Here is a 17,776-nt window from a genome sequence, read left to right on the forward strand (position 1 = left end):
ACAGAAAAATTTAAAAGGTCTGACTCCAATTGAATATCGAAATCAGACCTTGGCTTCATAATTTTTTTGTTTTTTCATCTGTCTACTTGACAGGGTGCAGTTCATATTGGATTTTCGTGGGTTGTTTAAATATTCCAACTCTTGTAGTAATGGAATATTTAAATACATCACATGAAAGCTTGATTAATGAATTGTTTAAAAGATTAAAGGGTAATATACAAGCAAGATTAATGCAAAAATTTATTGTTGTCATATCAAAGATTAATGCAACAATAATTTATATATATCAAAAAGTTGATAAGTGTAAATTATTCCAATATTTCTAAAACTTCCACTGTATATTTTTCTCCTGGAGCATTAACTTCAACTATATGTCCAATTTTTTTTCCACATAATGCTTTTCCTAAATCTGATTCTATACTTATAAGCATATTGTCAGGGTCTAAATCCATAGTAGTTACTAGTGTTACAATAGATTCATATTCATCGTCTATAAATTTAATTCTAGCTTTACTATTAATTCCTAATATTGATTTATCTACATTTTTATCATCTATTATAGATGCTGTTGAAATCATAGTTAATAAATATTGAATTCTATTATCATTTTCTCTATAATTTGCGCAAGCTTCTTTATATTCTGCATTTTCGGACCTATCGCCATGTGCAGCAGCTACTAATTTTTCCTTTGCTATTTCGGCTCTTTTTACTGTCAGTCTATATTCTAATTCTTCTTTTAATTTGTTAAGATTTTCTTCTGTTAGTTTATTATTCATAAAAAAACCAAACCTCCCCTGAAATATATTATATTAATATTATATAATATATAGAAAAAAATAAAAGGTAATTTATTTAGCAGCGTTTATTATAGTCAGACTACATGTTACTTACTATGGATTTAGATATGCGAAAGTAAGTGGAGGGTATAGTGAAATTAATAAGTTACAATACAAATTATATAGATTTGTAATGGTACAGAATTAACTATACTGTTTGTATATACGGAAAAAGATAACATAGAGTATTAAAATACAATGTTTATAAGTTTATAATTCTCAAGGATAATATAATTATAAATGGCCAAAATAATCTCTATGAGGTGATATAAATGAGCACAAAATATAAAAATACTAAAAAGAAAATGGCATCTTTAGGTCTTAAAAAAAGTGAGAATGGAGACTATACTTATATAGATGTTAATGATAAAAATTCAGAATTTAAACCAGTAAGAAAAAAACAAAATAAAAGTTAGATATGTATTTTTAAAGATCACGTATGATATTCACCATGAAATTCTCGATAATACTAAGTATTGTCGAGGATTTTTTTATGTTTATAGGTTTTGTGATAATGAATAGTGAACGTGTGCTATAAATCACGTAGACTTTTCTTAAAAATATTGACATTACAATTGGTTAACAGAGTTATAGATTCTAAAATAAAATTAGGCATATTAAAGAAAATAAAAAATATATGTGTACTGTATAATTATGAAGATAAATATAAGAGGATTTTCTGATATAATTTTAATATGAAAATTATATCAGAAAAGGTTAAGAATTGATAAGGTTATAATAAAGGAGGAAATATTTATGTATGATTATCCATTATACAGACCACCTAGTGAAAGCAACAGTCTTATAATACAAGCAACTTTAGGGTGTTCTCATAATAAATGTAGCTTTTGTAATATGTACAGATCTAAGAAATTCATAATAAAGTCCTTAGAAGATATTAAAAATGATATTGATTATTTTAGACAAATATATGGACATGTGGAAAGAATATTTCTAGCTGATGGGGATGCTCTTATTATTAAGACAGAGGATTTAAAGGAAATACTAACATATATAAAAATGTTGTTTCCTGAATGTAGTAGAGTTACTCTCTATGGTTCGCCTAAATCTATATTACTTAAAACTCATGAGGAATTAAAGAATCTTAAGGACCTAGGATTATCTATGATATATATGGGAGTTGAAAGTGGAGATGATGAGGTTTTAAATGATATAAATAAAGGAGTAAATAGTGAGGAGTTAATTAAGGCGGCAAAGAGAGTTAAAGATGCAAATATATTATTATCAGTAACTGTTATAGCTGGTATTGGTGGAAGAGAGAAGACTAAAAACCATGCAATTAGAACAGGCCAAATAATAAGTAGTATGGCTGCTGATTATTTAGGCGTATTGACTCTTATGGTAGAGGAAGGAACCAAGCTACATAATAAAATTTTAAATAAAGAATTTCAACTTTTAACTGACAAAGAGATTTTAAGTGAAATTAAGCTTTTAATAGAGCATATTGATGCAAATGAGCCAGTGGTATTTAGATGTAATCATGCATCAAATTACATTTCATTAAAGGGAATTTTACCTAAAGATAAGGAATATCTATTAAATCAAATTGATTATTATCAGGATACAAATAAATTAAAACAAGAAGATGAAAGAAGACTATAATAATAAATAGTTTGTCACAATAAAATGCAAAGATAGAATATTTAATGTGAAATTTTATTTTAAATATAAAGTAAAAGCTTATCAAGAAGATGAGCTTTTTTTAATTTTAACTACAATGTAATTATTAAAGTATAGTAATAAAACATATACACATAATAAATATAGCTATATTTTAAGGAGTGATACTAATGGATAATTCAATGTTTTGTTATCAATGTGAGCAAACAGCTGGGGGAAAAGGATGTACTAAGTTAGGAGTATGCGGAAAAACACCAGAGGTGGCTAATCTTCAGGATTTACTTATATACCAAATAAAAGGAATAAGCTGTTATGCTAAAGAGCTTATAGAAAAGGGAGAGGAGATAGACAAAGAGATAGTTAAATTTGTAGAAAATTCTTTATTTACAACTTTAACTAATGTTAATTTTGATGCAGAAGTCCACGTTAAAATGCTTAAAGAATCTCAAAAAATAAAGGAAGATTTAAGAGCAAAAATTTCAAATGATAAAGAATATCCAAAGCAAGCAACTTATAACTTAAGTGATACTAAAGAAGATATGCTTAAGGATGCAAAAGTAGCTGGAATAATGTATGATCAGGAAATAAATGAGGATATAAGATCATTAAGACAAACTATGGTTTATGGATTAAAGGGAATAAGTGCATATGGTCATCAATCAAGATTTTTGGGCTATTATGATGATCAAGTTGATAATTTTTATTTTAGAGGATTAGAATGTACAACTAATGATAATTTATCAGTTGAAGATTTAATTCGTATGACTATGAGAACAGGTGATATGAGTGTTGCTGTTATGAAAAAGTTAGATGAAGCGAATACTAAAACATATATGAATCCAACGCCACAAAAGGTAAATGTACATACTAAAAAAGGACCATTTATAATAGTTTCAGGGCATGATCTTAAAGACTTAGAAATGCTACTTAAACAAACAGAAGGCAAAGGAATAAATATATATACACATGGAGAAATGATACCAAGTCATGGTTATCCAGAACTTAAAAAGTATTCTCATTTGGTTGGAAATTATGGTGGAGCATGGCAAGATCAACAAAAAGAATTTGATGGGATTCCAGGTTGTATATTAATGACAACAAATTGTCTTATGAGACCTAGAGAAACTTATAAAGATAGAATATTTACAACAAGTGTAGTTGGTTGGGATGGATTAAAATATATTTCAGCTGATGAAAATGGATATAAGGATTTTTCGCCAATAATAGATAAAGCATTAGAATTAGGTGGCTTTGAAAAGGATGAAGAGCCTCATGAAATATTAGTAGGCTTTGGACATAATGCAACTTTAAGTTATGCAAATGAAATTGTAAGTGCGGTTAAAGATGGAGAGATAAGACATTTCTTTTTAATTGGAGGATGTGATGGTGCAAGACCAGGAAGAAACTATTATACAGAATTTGCAGAAAAAGTTCCACAGGATTGTATCATATTAACACTAGCATGTGGTAAATATAGATTTAATAAATTAAACTTTGGAGAAGTAGCAGGACTTCCAAGATTGCTAGATGTAGGTCAATGTAACGATGCATATTCAGCAGTTAGAATAGCCACAGCCTTAGCGGATGCATTTGATACAGATGTAAATGGATTACCATTATCTATAATATTATCATGGTATGAACAAAAAGCAGTTGCCGACCTTTTAGCATTACTTTCATTAGGTGTAAAAGGAATATTCTTAGGACCAACTCTTCCAGCATTCATAAGTCCTAATGTACTTCAATATCTAGTAGATACATTTAATCTACAACTTATAAGTACTCCGGACGATGACTTAAAAACTTGCCTACAACAAGGCATATAATTTATTGAATCTTTTTTGACTTTATAATAATTGTATGATAAAGTAAAAACCGATAAATTAATTTAAAATTGAATAGAGCTATATAAATTTTGCACGATTTTTGCCGTGCAGGAAGCTGGGTGAAATTCCCACATAGGAACGCTACTGTAATAACTGAGCAGTTTTTTATAAAGAATATTTTTTGATATTCTTTAGTCACTAGAAGTAATTCTGGGAAGGTGAAAAAATTAGCGATGATGTTTAAGTCAGAATACATTTGTATAGCGAAATGTACTGTGTATTTTATTATGAAAATATACAATAACTCTTCGAACTCAAGAGGTACAGTTTATCTTTATTACATTTTAGGGAAAAAATGATTATTATTTTTGTTTATTTATTCATAAAGTGTTGATGGTGTGTTTAGTGTGCCTAAATCACGGAGAAAAGCTGTGTTGAGCTTATTTGAGCTTGATACAGCTTTCTTTAATGTATAGGAAATTATAGAATGTTTTAAGATTGAAATGCTGATAAAATTTAAGGTTAAAGCAAGTGTTAGCTTGTTGGTGCCATTATTCACAATGCTTCTTCTATTTTTGTGATTCTAAATTCTTCCCAAATGCTAACATGGCGTAAAAATTCAAAGGAGATGTGATATGGAAAAAATTATTATTTTATGTGCTATGTTTCTGATGGCTGTTCTTTTCTTCAAATGGAAACATCGATATGAGCATACCCATTGGGATAGAACACATCACCATCGAATTGGACATAAACACGGCGAAGGGTCTTCAATTGATTTTTATGCTTATGCTTCAAAAATCAGACACTGGAACGCTACATTTAAAGTATCTTTATCAGTTCTGACACTGATTCTTTGTATTGCATTGGACAATCCGTATGTATCTGTTGTGGTAATTATTGCAATGGCTTATCTGACCGTCGTGAAAGGAGAGCTTTCAGCACATGGATATTTGTCGATACTGGCGATACCAATTGCATTTATCCTGCTTGGCACTTTTACCATTGCTATTGATTTTGCAAAGCAACCGATGGGGCAGTATAACCTGTATCTTGGGTTCTGCTATGTGTTTACTTCACAGGAAAAGCTTAAGAAAGTGGTCTTTTTGATTCTGAAGGTTTTTGCATCTATCAGTGCTTTACAGATGATGACACTGTCCACTTCATCCTCCGAGATTATTTATGTGCTTCGTAAGGCACATGTTCCAAAGCTTATTGTGGAACTGATGAGTCTTATTTACCGTTACATTTTCATTTTAATGGATGTCTATACTAAAATGAAAAACTCCGCAGAATCCCGTCAGGGCTACTGTGATTTTAAAACTTCCTGCTATACATTTGGAAGTATCGCAAGCAATATGCTGGTTATTTCGTTAAAAAAAGCAAATGCTTATTATGATGCCATGGAAGCCAGATGCTATGATGGAGATCTTATATTTTTGGAGGAAGATAAAAAGGTAGAAACAATACAGATTGCCACCGCAGCAACATTTATAATTTTTTTAATTTTGCTCTGGGTCTTTACAAGATAGAAAGGAACGATTATGGAAAAACTAATATTAAAAGTCGAAGATCTTTACTACATCTACGGAAATGGAAAGTCTGCATTGGACGGCGTAAGTGTGGATATCTATGAAGGTGAGAAAATCGCTGTTCTTGGTTCCAATGGCTCTGGAAAATCCACATTTTTCTTGAATGTGGACGGTGTACTTACACCGGAACAGGGGAAAATCATTTATCGGGGTATAGTTATTAATAAAAAGAATTTAAAAGAGCTTCGAAAAAACATCGGAATTGTATTTCAGGATGCGGACAATCAAATCATTGCATCCACAGTTAGGGCAGAAGTTGCATTCGGACCTATGAATTTAAAGCTTCCAAAAGAGGAAGTAGAGAAACGGGTTGAGGAAGCACTAGCATACATGAATATCTCAGAGTTTAAGGATCGTCCACCTCACTATTTGAGCGGCGGTGAAAAGAAGCGCGTCAGTATTGCTGATATCATTGCTATGAGATCGGAAATTATAATCTTTGATGAACCGACAGCAGCACTGGATCCTTTAAATGCACACATGTTGGAAGAAGTTTTGGGCAAGCTTGGATGTGAAGGGAAGACAATGCTGATTTCTACCCATGATGTAGATTTTGCATACAGATGGGCTGAAAGAGTCCTTGTATTCTGTCAGGGAAAAATTATCGCAGACGGAACACCATTAGAAATTTTTCAATATAAGGAAATATTAAAACAGGCAAATCTGAAACAGCCCACTATGTTGGAGGTCTATGAATCCCTTGTAGAAAAACATCTGCTTAAAGATACAAAAGCCTATCCGAAAAGTATACAGGAATTCAAGAAAATTCTTGAAAAATAGACATTTACTAGACAATTTGGATTGGATATGTTATGATACTTTTTGATAATTTAATATCCATTGGTGCCAGCAAATATTTGTTAAAGGCAACGGGAAATGGGTGAAAATCCCATGCGGTCACGCCACTGTGAAGGCAACGTAAGCTGCCAAGCCAGGATACCAGCCAATGTGATAAGTTGTTACATTTAGTTACGAACGATGACTAGGTGTTGTTAGCGCGAAAGTCGCTAATGTCCTGTTCATAGGACCACACACCTGATTTACTTTTATAAATGCAGGTGATTTTTATTGTCTAGTTTTTAATGTCGTTCACATTAAAAACTATAGAGGAGGAAAAATGAATCAAAAAGAAAAGAAAATTGTCGCTCTTGCGGCAGCATTTGCTTTAGTTTTCGGAGTAGCTCCGGTAGCAAACGCAATGCACATCATGGAAGGTTATCTTCCACCAAAATTCTGCATTATGTGGGGTGTTATATGCATTCCATTTTTGGTAGCAGGTTACTTATCAATTAAGAGAACAATGTCCAAGCACCATAGAGCCATTACTATTCTTGCGATGGCAGGCGCATTCGTTTTCGTACTTTCATCTTTAAAGATTCCATCAGTAACAGGAAGTTGTTCACATATGACTGGTACTGGACTTGGTGCCATTTTATTCGGACCAAGCGCAGTCAGCATCTTAGGTATTATTGTACTTGTTTTCCAAGCAATCCTGCTTGCTCATGGCGGACTGACCTCTCTTGGGGCCAATACGTTTTCTATGGCTATTGCAGGACCGTTCGTTTCTTATGGAATCTATAAATTATGCAAAAAGCTAAACGTTAATAAACATGTAGGTGTTTTCTTGGCAGCAGCAATTGGTGATCTATTCACTTATTGTATAACTAGTGTTCAACTTGCACTTGCATATCCATCTGAAAGTGGTGGTATCGCAGCATCTGTAGTCAAGTTCCTTGCAGTATTTGCGCCAACACAGGTTCCACTAGCAATTATCGAAGGTATTCTGACAGTTGTCATCATTATTGGTCTTGAAACATATGCAAAATCTGAATTAACAGATCTTGGATTCATGAATGGAGGCGAAAATTAATGACAAAGACGAAAAAAAGAGTTATAAGTTTATTAATTATTGCTGCATTGATTGCTATTATACCATTATTCACATTAAAGGGTGCTGAATTCGGTGGTTCCGATGATGCAGGAAGCAAAGTAGTTGCCGAAATTACAGGTACCGAGTATGAGCCTTGGTTTACACCTGTTATGGAAACTTGGATTGGTGGAGAATTACCAGGTGAGATTGAGAGTTTACTTTTTTGTGTACAAACAGGTATTGGAGTCGCTGTTATTGCTTTCTTCCTAGGAAGATTCGTAGAGAGAAATAAAAAAGAAAATCAGAAGAATAAAATCAAATAATATTTTTTCGTATGATTGAAATATAAAGAAAAAAGGTGCTGTAAAAAGTAGTGCCTAACCAGAGCCTTGTCCAGTGCTATACTGGACAGGGTTTTTTATTAGTCAGCCAAGTTTTTCTAATGCAATTATAGAACTTGAAAATGAAATTGGGTGAAATACGTAATAATTTTATACATTTAATCTATACTTTATTACAAAAAACAAATAATTATAGAAAAATATAGTATATAAGTAATATTTATTTAATATGGATTAAGAATTATGCTATACTACTTGAGAAAGTAGATATAGGAGGAAAGTAACGAATGTACAAAAGACAAATAGCTATAATTTCTAGTGATACAAAAAGTTTTTTAAAAATATCAAATCAACTTAATAACAAAGAATATAAAGTAATAATATATGAAAATATAAGTAAAGTTATTAATATAGATATAAATTTAATATTGATAGATACTAATATAGGATATGAAGAATCTATCAATGCTATAAAGAAAATAAGAAATCATTTTTTAAAGGTTCAGATAGGTATAATACTATGCATAGATAAAACAAACATTAAAAATTTAAAAGAGTATATAGAAATAGGAGCGGATGATTACTTATTAAATCCATTTACAGTAGAAGAACTCTATATAAGAGTTAATAATCAAATAAAGTTAATGGAAGCTAAAAAAAATTCTAAGATAAAAGATATACAATTCAATGCACTATTAAATAATACTCCGTTCATGGCTTGGTTTAAGGATAAGGATAGTAATTATATTAAAGTAAATAATGAATTCATGGAGCATAGTGGAAAAACAATGGAGCAAATAAAAGGGACAAGTGATCACTATGTATGGAATGGAAATGTAGGAAATAGATGTAGAGAATATGACTTGGAAGTTATGAATAAAAGAAAGCAAGTAGTTTTTGATGAAGTAATTCTAGGGAAAAAGGGATACAAACAATTTAATATGTATAAAGCACCAGTACTAGATGAGTTTGATGAAGTTATAGGTACTATTGGTATTGCTAGAGATATTACTGAGTTGAAAAATAAAGATGCAAAATTACAAATTCTTATGGATAATTTACCTTTCCCAGTATGGCTAAGCGATACAAATGGAGTATATATTAATGGTAATAAAAAATTTACACAGTACTTTAATATAACTGTTGATGAATTAATAGGCGAAACTCCTAAAAAGTTTTACTCAGAAGACCATGTAAAAGAAATTTATAAGCAAAATAAAGAAGTAATTAAAAGAAGAGAGCCAATGAAGTTTGAGGAAATTGTAGAAACTCAGCAAGGTATAAGACAAGTAGAAATTTATAAGACACCTGTGTTTGATATAGGTAATGAAGTTATAGGTATTACAAGTGCACTTACAGATGTTACAGATATTAAAGAAGCACAAAAAGAAATAAAAAAGCAAGCTCTGACAGATTCACTTACTCAAATATCAAACAGAAGAGCATTGTATGATTATATGGATGAAGAAACAGATTATAGTAAGATAGGTATGATGTTTGTAGATATCGATAATTTTAAAGACATTAATGATTATTATGGACATCATTTTGGAGATGAAGTTATTATATATGTATCAAATAAGCTTAAAGAAGTTTGTAAGGATATTTTTATATGTCGTTTAGGTGGAGATGAATTTTTAGCTGTTTTTAAAAACTTAGAAAATGAAAAAATTATATGTGATAAAGCAAAAGAAATATTAGAAAAAACATATATACAAAAAAATAATAAAAAATATGATTTTTCTGTCAGTATAGGAATTGCAATGGGAGATTCTACAGCTGATATTGATAGGTTATTTATGAAGGTCGATATAGCAATGTATAAAGCTAAAGAATTAGGTAAAAACAAATTTATGACATATACTAAAGAGTTGGAAGAAGAGAAGAATTTAAATCTAAACATAGAAAAAGACTTAGAACAGGCTATAGAAAAAAATGAAGTGAAATTGTTTTATCAGCCACAATATACAACAGATAAGAAACTAAAAGGATTTGAAGCTTTATTTAGATGGCAAAATGATAAATATAAAAATATACCAGTTATTGAAATAATAGAGATAATGGAAAGTAGTAATTTAATAATACATATGGGATATTATATAATGCGTGAAGCGTGTGAATTTGCTAAAAAAATAAATAAAAATATGAAAGAAAAAATTATAGTTTCAGTTAATATATCAGCAATTCAAATAATGGAGAAGGATTTTATAAAAAAGATAAAATCAATAATTAATGAAATTGGTGTAGATATAGATTGTATTGGAATAGAGATAACAGAAACAGTATTACTTAAAAATATAGAAGAAAATATAAAGAAGATTAAAGAACTAAAAGATATGGGAATAACAATCAGCTTAGATGATTTTGGAAGTGGATATTCATCACTTAATTATATTGTAAAACTTCCTTTATCTATAATTAAAATAGATAAGAGCTTTATTAGAGGCATGGATGTAAAAGAAGAATATATAAAACTTTTAAAACTAATTATTGAATCAGCTCATTTGTTAAATTTACCAATAGTGGCTGAAGGTGTTGAAACTGAAGAACAATTGGATAGATTAAATAAGATGAATGTAGATTATATTCAAGGATATTTATTTTCTAAACCACTAGAAGAAAAAGATGCACTGAAGTTGTTGTAGAATATGTGTGTTTATGGGTAGAGAGTATAGATAGATTTGTTGAAGAGGTAGAATATTTTAAATGTCGTGCTTCAGCTCTATTAATCATATCCCCAACAATACTTAATGTAAGTATTGTTGGGGATTTTTTATGTTTAAGATAGATAACTAATTTTATTTTTAAAATATCTTACTGTTTACTATTCTTGCTATACAAATTTAAAGTTTTTATGAATTAAATGTTTTCCTAATAAAAATTTTTATCTATAAGAAGTTTTTAATGCTTCTTTTAATATCCTAGGATTTTTTTTATAAGGAGTTACTGGACAAATCTTTTTATCTTTTACATTAAATAGAGTATATATAGCAATTCTTGCGGCACGTACAGAATATTCTTCAGTAAAGACCATATCTTCTGGTATTTCAACGAACTGACTAATCATAGCAAAGTTTGTTGAGCCTTTTGGCACAACATTTGGACGATCAGTCATCTTACGAGGTTGGAATTGTGCATCTACATAAGGCATCATACATGGAATAACGTTAATTACTGTATCAATAATTTCCTCTAATTGATCTTCCATGTGTAAGTGGTGTAGAAGTTCTGTTAGTATTTCTTCACCAGTACAATCGCGCATTGGTTTCTTTACATAATCACCAAATTTATCTGTATATAAGCCATATCCCCAAAAAATAGTTGTATCAATTGGTTGATTTTTAAAGTGTGGTTGAGCTGAAACAACGATACTCATTAACCAATTGGAATCCTTAAATGTCATTAATGCACCACTACCTGGAATATTAGTGGAGAACTTTTCAATAAGACTTAAGAGTTTATTACCTTTGCAAGTCACAGTGAAGCTTTCCCAGTTAGTTTCATCTGGATTTCCAAAGAATGGTTCTGGATTTCCAAGTCCTATTTTCTTTTTGGCTATTTTTGACCAGAGTTCATAAGATATTGGTTTACTTGGATTATATTGTGGAGGTGTGAGCATATCACCTAAAGTTGCACAGTCGGTCATGCAACCATTTATCATAATACAAACGTCTGCAGAATTTAACTCAATAACTCTTTCACCCTCATTTTCTTCTATGTGTATAGCAGTTACTGTAATTTCATCTCCTGGTTTAAAATCTAAATCAGTTACAGTTGCATTTATACTAAAATCAACTCCAAAGTTATCTAAGTAAGCTTTTAATGGAAGAATAACAGATTCATATTGATTGTAAGGAGTACGTGTAACACCTTCTAAAGTTTCAATACGAGAAAATTCAAAAATCATACGTTGCATATAACGCTTAAATTCAAAAAGACTAGACCATTTTTGGAAAGCAAAAGTTGTTTGCCACATATACCAGAAATTAGTTTCAAAGAAATGTGGTGTATGTCTAAACCATTCCTCAATACTCATGTCATCTAGCTTTTCCTCTGGTGTAATAAGCAATTTACCAAGAGATATACGGTCAGTAGTGTTAAACCTCATACTAGTCACATCTTGAATAACTCCATATTTATCAACTAAACGTGCTTGTGCATGGGTTGGATGCAAATGATCAAAATTAAGAATTTCTTCAGTAACGCTTTTGCCGGGCATATCTAGGGATGGTATACTTGAAAATAACTCCCAAAAATTCTCATAGGTTTCTTCGTTTAACATCCTGCCACCACGGCATACAAACCCATTTACCGCATCTCCTTCACCATCATTACTACCTCCAAGAACTTTCATTCCTTCGATGATATGAATCTGTTCTCCTTTGAAATTACAATCTTTTACAAGATAAGCTGCACCAGCTAAGGCAGCTAAACCTCCACCAACGAAGTAAACTTGCCTGTCTTCATTATTTATATTTTTAGGAGATTTTATTGGTATTTTAGATTTATCTTTAAGCTTTTGTGCACTAATGGTTGCTACAGTGGCTGCTGCAGCTATTGTACCTAAAGTAAGTAATACGAGTGCATTGTTTTTACTTGACTTTTTACTCATATAATTCCCCTCCGTTTTATGTTTCTATAATAATAAATAAAATATTTATTATTATAGCCTACGCAAACGTAATTGTAATTATGCACTTTTAAGTATTTGTCTAAAAATATAGGCAGACTATTTTTATTAATGTAAAATAGGTTGATTTCCAGATGAATTTAGTAGGTACATTTTTTTGTACATAAATTACAAACCATATCATTTACATTTAGTGTTATTGATTTAATTGATAATTTTATCATATATTAAAATATATTTTGAATAGCTTACAGCTAATAGTGGCAAATCTATATAAACAATAATAATAGTTTTTTATGAAGATATTATGGAGATTAACTCTACACAAAATCTCCATAAAAATTTATTATTATAGATATACAAATAGAGATTTTCCTTTTAATCTTTAGTACAATAGGCTAAAAGAGACTTTATAAGCAAATTATTATGTAGAATTTAAATAAAATACTTTTTATTTAAATTTATACTGTTATTTTTGAATTAAAGCTTATACACTTAAAGGAGTGAGTGTAATTTATGAATATAGATATACTTGTTGTGGATGATGAAGTTAAAATTGTTGAAGTGGCAGAAGCATACCTTAAAAAGGAAGGATATAATGTGATTACTGCTCATGGAGGAAGAGAAGCTTTAAGTAAATATAATGAAAAAAAGCCATCTTTAATAGTACTTGATTTAATGCTTCCTGATATTTCAGGAGAAGAGGTGTGTAAGGAGATAAGAAAAACTTCAGACATTCCTATTATTATACTTACTGCAAAGGTGGAAGAAAATAATGTTCTTAATGGATTTTCTTTAGGGGCTGATGATTATATAAGAAAGCCATTTAGCACGAAGGAATTAGTTGCTAGAATAAATGTACTATTAAAGAGAAGTAATAATATAAAAAATAGTCATATACTTTCGTTTAATAATGGAAATTTAATAATAGATACAATAAGCTATGAGATTAAGAAGAATGGAGTTAACATCACATTAACGCCTTCAGAGTATAAATTGCTACTGACTTTAGCTAAAAATCCCAAAAAAGTATTTACAAGAACAGAGCTACTTGATAGAACTTTAGGTAATGAAGCAGATGTATATGATAGAGCAATAGATTCTCATATAAAAAATCTAAGAGCAAAAGTAGAAGAAAGCAATAAGGCACCTAAATATATTGTAACTGTTCATGGCATAGGATATAAGTTTGGTGGTGAATAAGGTGAAGAAACTAAAACATAAGCTTACCTTCTCTTTTATTTTATTTTCATTAGGAATAATAATTTTAATTAGCATTTCAGCTAATATTTTTGTTAAGAAAAACTTTAATAATTATATTCAAGATAGATTAGAAAAAAGAAAAACTGATGTGGTAAAAGATATAGATAATGTAATTACAAAGGGAAATCTAGAGGGGGCATCTATAGAGAATATAGGCATAAATGCATTGGAAAATGGTCTAATAATAAAGCTTAGCGATGATTCGGGAAAAGTCATATGGGATGCTAGAACACATAACAATGGAATGTGTGAGGATATGTTATCTAAAATGATTTTAAATATGAACAAGATAAATCCAGGGCTTAAAGGGAACTATACAGTAGAAAAATATGATTTTAAATTAAGTGATACTAAAAAAGCTTATTTAGAAATTGGATACTATGGACCATATTATTATAGCGAACCAGATATTGTATTTTTTAAAACTTTAAATAGTATTTTAATTATTGTAGCCATTGTTGCCTTAGGTTTATCTATTATTGTGGGAATTATAATTGCTACATCTATAAGTGAACCTTTGTTTAGAGTTGTTAAAGCAACAAATTTAATTGCTAGAGGGAATTATAAGAATAAGATTAATGAAAAAACCAATGTAGAAGAGGTTGAGGAAATTATTGATTCAGTAAATAAGCTAGCAAATATTTTAGAAAATCAGGAAAAGATGCGAAAAGTATTAACTAAAGACATTTCCCATGAGCTTAGGACGCCATTAACCACAATGCAAGTACAACTAGAGGCTTTAGTTGATGGAGTATGGGAACCAACAGAAGAGAGATTAAAAAGTATATATGAAGAAACCCAAAGACTTAGTAGATTAGTAGGGTACTTAGAGAATTTATCAAGATATGAAAGTGACAATTTAGTATTAAATAAAAGTATGGTAGATATAAGTGAATTAATATCTACCATAATGGTAAACTTTGAAAAGCAGTTATTAGATAAGAATATAGAATATGAATCAAATTTAAATAGGTTTGTAGCAAATGTAGATAAGGATAAATTAAGTCAGGCTTTGATAAATATAATATCGAATGGAATAAAATACACTCAAATAGGTGGTAAAATAAATATTAATTGCATTGAGATGGAAAATGAATTTGTTATAGTAGTTAAAGACAGCGGTATAGGAATATCAGAAGAAAATCTCTCATATATATTTGAAAGATTTTACAGAGCTGATGAATCAAGAGCTAGAGCAACAGGCGGATCTGGAATTGGATTAACCATAGCTAAGGCGATTATAGAAGCTCAAGATGGAGAGATAAGTGTAAAAAGTAAGGTTGATGGAGGAACAGAGTTCACTATTAAATTACCTAAATAAAATATCAATGTACATAAAATATCCATAATTAGTTGATAGTATATATGAATACGATTAAGACTTAAAAGATTTGAGGTGAAATAATGAATCCTGTTGCATTTAACATTTTTGGATTAGAAGTAAGATGGTATGGAATAATAATAGCTACTTCAATATTGCTTGGACTTTACATTGCAGATATAAGATGTAAAAGATATGATATTAGTTTTGAAAAATTATTAGATGTATTTCTGATTACATTACCTTTTGCAATAATTGGAGCTAGGAGTTATTATGTAATATTTAATTGGAAGTTTTATAGTAAGAACTTAAGTGAGATTATTAATATTAGAGGTGGAGGTCTAGCTATACATGGAGCTATAATAGCGGTAATAATTGTAGGATATATGTTTTCATGTAAGTTTAAAATTGATTATAAAAAAGCCCTTGATGTTATTGCACCATCTCTTATATTAGGGCAGGCATTTGGTAGATGGGGAAACTTTTTTAATCAAGAAGCCCATGGATCAGTGGTATCTTATGATTTTATAGCGAAGTTTCCTAAATTTATACAAGAGGGGATGAAAATTGATGGACAATATTATCATCCAACCTTCCTATATGAATCTTTGTGGAACTTTATTATTTTTGGAATACTAATTTATTTAAGTAAAAAGAATTTAAAAAGCGGTGTATTATTTTTAAATTACTTAATTATGTATTCTGTTGGAAGGGTATTTATAGAAGGATTAAGAACTGACAGCTTAATGATAGGACCATTAAAAATGGCTCAAGTTATAAGCATAATAATAATTATAGTAGCTACAATATTGATTTATAGAATTAATTCTAAAGTAAAAACTATAGTAAGTTAAATAAACAATAGCTGTACACTGTAAAGTGTGTGGTGTTTCTATTTTATATGTTTAATAAATGAAATATATAAGAGATAGTAAAAAAATAAATTATGCTCTTTAAATATTTAAATACATTAAATTATGGTAAGTTAATAACATTTTATAAAAAACACATTGAGTGAAATTTCAATGTGTTTTTTAGTTTGTAATTTTTTCTGTTAATTTATATAGCAAAGAATTATCAATTCATAATTTGCTAGCATTTTTATAATATATTTATCATCAAATATATACAATATATTTAACTTATTGACAAAAATATTATAAAAATCTATAATATAACAGAATTTGCAATAGATAATTTATACAATTTATATTAATTTTATGAATTTAATATTAATAATGTAAAAATAAATAATCGCTATATTTAGGTGAATTAGAAGTTTATATAATAAAAAAACTTTGCTTCTATCTAATATAGATATTATATAGAAGGTGATTTTAATGCTATTTATAAGGACTGATGCTAATTCAAAAATTGGGACAGGTCATCTAATGAGATGTTTAGCAATTGCTAATCAAGCAAAACAAGAGGGCGTTGAATGTATTTTTATTATTTCTGATAAAGAAACAGAACAAATAATAACTCCTTTTGGCTTTTCTACTATATGTTTAAATAGTAAATGGAACAATTTAAATAGTGAAATAGCAAAGTTAATACAAGTTATTAATGAAAATAAAATAAAGTTATTGCTTGTTGATTCTTATTATGTTACTAAAGAATATTTTAAAGAAGTTGGTAAAAGAGTAGACTTGATTTATTTAGGTGATTTGGAATATTGTGAAGAATATATAGCCTGTTTAATCAATTATAACAACTATTACTATAAGTTTAATTACGAAAATATGTTTATTAATAAGAAAACAAAATTGTTATTGGGAACAAAGTATACACCTCTTAGAAAAGAGTTTATAAATATTAATCCAATACTTAATAATACAGTTTCTAATGTTTTAATCACTACAGGAGGTACTGATAAGTATAATATAGCTGAAAAATTATTACAATATTTTGTAAATGAAAAAAAAGAAACTAATATTAATTTTAATGTAGTGGTAGGAAGTCTAAATAAAAATTTAGAATCTTTAAGTGAATTTGAGAAGAAAAATAAAAATGTTAAATTATATATTAATATAAATAATATCGCTCAATTAATGATTGAAAGCGATATTGCAATATCTGCTGGAGGCTCTACATTATATGAGTTATGCGCATGCGGAACACCTACAATTTGTTATGCTTTTGTAAATAACCAATTAGATTCAATAAATGAATTTAGCAATAATGAAATAATGATTTCAGTAGGAGATATTAGGGGGAGAGAAAAGGAGTGTATTGATTTAATTTATGATAAAATACAATTTTTGAAAAATAATTATCATATTAGACAAAAAATGTCTAAAAGTATGTGCGAAGTAGTGGATGGAAAAGGTAATTGTAGAATTATTAAAGAAATTTGTGCCTTACATCATTAAAGTTAAATTTTTTAGGGTTAATAATCTTTAATGGAAAGTTATTATTCAAACAAATGAGTGAAAAAAGATATGTTTTGTATTAAT

14 protein-coding genes and 2 riboswitches are annotated in these 17,776 nt (G+C 29.2%); of the genes, 12 read left to right on the forward strand and 2 right to left on the reverse strand.

Annotated elements, in window-relative coordinates:
- Positions 1-308: 308 nt before the first annotated feature.
- The gene (locus BM027_RS15930; RefSeq protein WP_090094034.1) at positions 309-776 is read right to left on the reverse strand and encodes a GreA/GreB family elongation factor; all 468 of its coding nucleotides are present in this window, start codon (positions 774-776) and stop codon (positions 309-311) included.
- Positions 777-1,108: 332 nt separating this feature from the next.
- On the opposite strand from BM027_RS15930, the gene BM027_RS18310 reads away from it, so the two are divergent.
- The 8 genes from BM027_RS18310 (at position 1,109) to BM027_RS15965 (ending at position 10,751) form a co-directional block, all read left to right on the forward strand.
- Entirely contained in the window at positions 1,109-1,252 is a 144-nt protein-coding gene (locus BM027_RS18310) for a hypothetical protein (RefSeq protein ID WP_175560016.1), read from the forward strand.
- 340 nt (positions 1,253-1,592) lie between these two features.
- The gene (locus BM027_RS15935) at positions 1,593-2,459 is read left to right on the forward strand and encodes a radical SAM protein (protein WP_090094036.1); all 867 of its coding nucleotides are present in this window, start codon (positions 1,593-1,595) and stop codon (positions 2,457-2,459) included.
- Positions 2,460-2,647: 188 nt separating this feature from the next.
- On the forward strand, positions 2,648-4,303 hold the full coding sequence (hcp, locus tag BM027_RS15940) for a hydroxylamine reductase (protein ID WP_090094038.1): 1,656 nt from the start codon (positions 2,648-2,650) through the stop codon (positions 4,301-4,303).
- 110 nt (positions 4,304-4,413) lie between these two features.
- A riboswitch (cobalamin riboswitch) is annotated at positions 4,414-4,557 on the forward strand.
- 381 nt (positions 4,558-4,938) lie between these two features.
- A complete protein-coding gene (cbiQ, locus tag BM027_RS15945) occupies positions 4,939-5,835 on the forward strand; it encodes a cobalt ECF transporter T component CbiQ (RefSeq protein WP_090094040.1) in 897 nt (298 codons plus the stop codon).
- A 12-nt stretch (positions 5,836-5,847) separates the two neighbouring features.
- Positions 5,848-6,675 (forward strand): energy-coupling factor ABC transporter ATP-binding protein, encoded by an 828-nt coding sequence (locus BM027_RS15950; RefSeq protein ID WP_090094042.1) that lies wholly within the window; start codon positions 5,848-5,850, stop codon positions 6,673-6,675.
- Between the two features lie 45 nt (positions 6,676-6,720).
- Positions 6,721-6,857, forward strand: a riboswitch (cobalamin riboswitch).
- Positions 6,858-7,012: 155 nt separating this feature from the next.
- Positions 7,013-7,765, forward strand: a complete 753-nt coding sequence (locus BM027_RS15955; RefSeq protein WP_090094044.1) for an energy-coupling factor ABC transporter permease — start codon at positions 7,013-7,015, stop codon at positions 7,763-7,765.
- Positions 7,765-8,088: an energy-coupling factor ABC transporter substrate-binding protein gene (locus BM027_RS15960; protein WP_090094047.1), complete on the forward strand. Its 324-nt coding sequence runs from the start codon at positions 7,765-7,767 to the stop codon at positions 8,086-8,088. Before BM027_RS15955 ends, BM027_RS15960 begins: the two co-directional genes overlap by 1 nt.
- Before the next feature lie 305 nt (positions 8,089-8,393).
- Entirely contained in the window at positions 8,394-10,751 is a 2,358-nt protein-coding gene (locus BM027_RS15965; protein WP_090094049.1) for an EAL domain-containing protein, read from the forward strand.
- A 239-nt stretch (positions 10,752-10,990) separates the two neighbouring features.
- On the opposite strand, the gene BM027_RS15970 is transcribed toward BM027_RS15965, so the two are convergent.
- Positions 10,991-12,718, reverse strand: coding sequence for an oleate hydratase (locus BM027_RS15970; protein WP_090094051.1), 1,728 nt, complete (start codon positions 12,716-12,718; stop codon positions 10,991-10,993).
- A 534-nt stretch (positions 12,719-13,252) separates the two neighbouring features.
- Between BM027_RS15970 and BM027_RS15975 the strand changes: the two genes are divergently transcribed.
- The 4 genes from BM027_RS15975 to pseG all read left to right on the forward strand — a co-directional run bounded on the left by BM027_RS15975 (position 13,253) and on the right by pseG (position 17,692).
- Positions 13,253-13,939 carry a response regulator transcription factor gene (locus BM027_RS15975; protein ID WP_090094053.1) on the forward strand — a complete coding sequence of 229 codons (687 nt, stop codon included), beginning with the start codon at positions 13,253-13,255 and terminating at the stop codon, positions 13,937-13,939.
- A gap of 1 nt (position 13,940) precedes the next feature.
- Positions 13,941-15,320 (forward strand): sensor histidine kinase, encoded by a 1,380-nt coding sequence (locus BM027_RS15980; protein WP_090094055.1) that lies wholly within the window; start codon positions 13,941-13,943, stop codon positions 15,318-15,320.
- 83 nt (positions 15,321-15,403) lie between these two features.
- Positions 15,404-16,174, forward strand: coding sequence for a prolipoprotein diacylglyceryl transferase (gene lgt, locus BM027_RS15985; RefSeq protein ID WP_090094057.1), 771 nt, complete (start codon positions 15,404-15,406; stop codon positions 16,172-16,174).
- A 486-nt stretch (positions 16,175-16,660) separates the two neighbouring features.
- A complete protein-coding gene (gene pseG, locus BM027_RS15990) occupies positions 16,661-17,692 on the forward strand; it encodes a UDP-2,4-diacetamido-2,4,6-trideoxy-beta-L-altropyranose hydrolase (protein WP_090094059.1) in 1,032 nt (343 codons plus the stop codon).
- The last annotated feature ends 84 nt before the right edge of the window (positions 17,693-17,776 follow it).

It is taken from the genome of Clostridium uliginosum (assembly GCF_900112485.1).
Classification (GTDB): Bacteria; Bacillota; Clostridia; order Clostridiales; family Clostridiaceae; genus Clostridium; species Clostridium uliginosum.

What these genes read in the sequence shown, in the direction of transcription:
- BM027_RS15930 (WP_090094034.1), bottom strand. Translation starts at nt 776, where the DNA reads ATGAATAATAAACTAACAGAAGAAAATCTTAACAAATTAAAAGAAGAA.
- BM027_RS18310 (WP_175560016.1), top strand. Translation starts at nt 1,109, where the DNA reads ATGAGCACAAAATATAAAAATACTAAAAAGAAAATGGCATCTTTAGGT.
- BM027_RS15935 (WP_090094036.1), top strand. Translation starts at nt 1,593, where the DNA reads ATGTATGATTATCCATTATACAGACCACCTAGTGAAAGCAACAGTCTT.
- hcp (WP_090094038.1), top strand. Translation starts at nt 2,648, where the DNA reads ATGGATAATTCAATGTTTTGTTATCAATGTGAGCAAACAGCTGGGGGA.
- cbiQ (WP_090094040.1), top strand. Translation starts at nt 4,939, where the DNA reads ATGGAAAAAATTATTATTTTATGTGCTATGTTTCTGATGGCTGTTCTT.
- BM027_RS15950 (WP_090094042.1), top strand. Translation starts at nt 5,848, where the DNA reads ATGGAAAAACTAATATTAAAAGTCGAAGATCTTTACTACATCTACGGA.
- BM027_RS15955 (WP_090094044.1), top strand. Translation starts at nt 7,013, where the DNA reads ATGAATCAAAAAGAAAAGAAAATTGTCGCTCTTGCGGCAGCATTTGCT.
- BM027_RS15960 (WP_090094047.1), top strand. Translation starts at nt 7,765, where the DNA reads ATGACAAAGACGAAAAAAAGAGTTATAAGTTTATTAATTATTGCTGCA.
- BM027_RS15965 (WP_090094049.1), top strand. Translation starts at nt 8,394, where the DNA reads ATGTACAAAAGACAAATAGCTATAATTTCTAGTGATACAAAAAGTTTT.
- BM027_RS15970 (WP_090094051.1), bottom strand. Translation starts at nt 12,718, where the DNA reads ATGAGTAAAAAGTCAAGTAAAAACAATGCACTCGTATTACTTACTTTA.
- BM027_RS15975 (WP_090094053.1), top strand. Translation starts at nt 13,253, where the DNA reads ATGAATATAGATATACTTGTTGTGGATGATGAAGTTAAAATTGTTGAA.
- lgt (WP_090094057.1), top strand. Translation starts at nt 15,404, where the DNA reads ATGAATCCTGTTGCATTTAACATTTTTGGATTAGAAGTAAGATGGTAT.
- pseG (WP_090094059.1), top strand. Translation starts at nt 16,661, where the DNA reads ATGCTATTTATAAGGACTGATGCTAATTCAAAAATTGGGACAGGTCAT.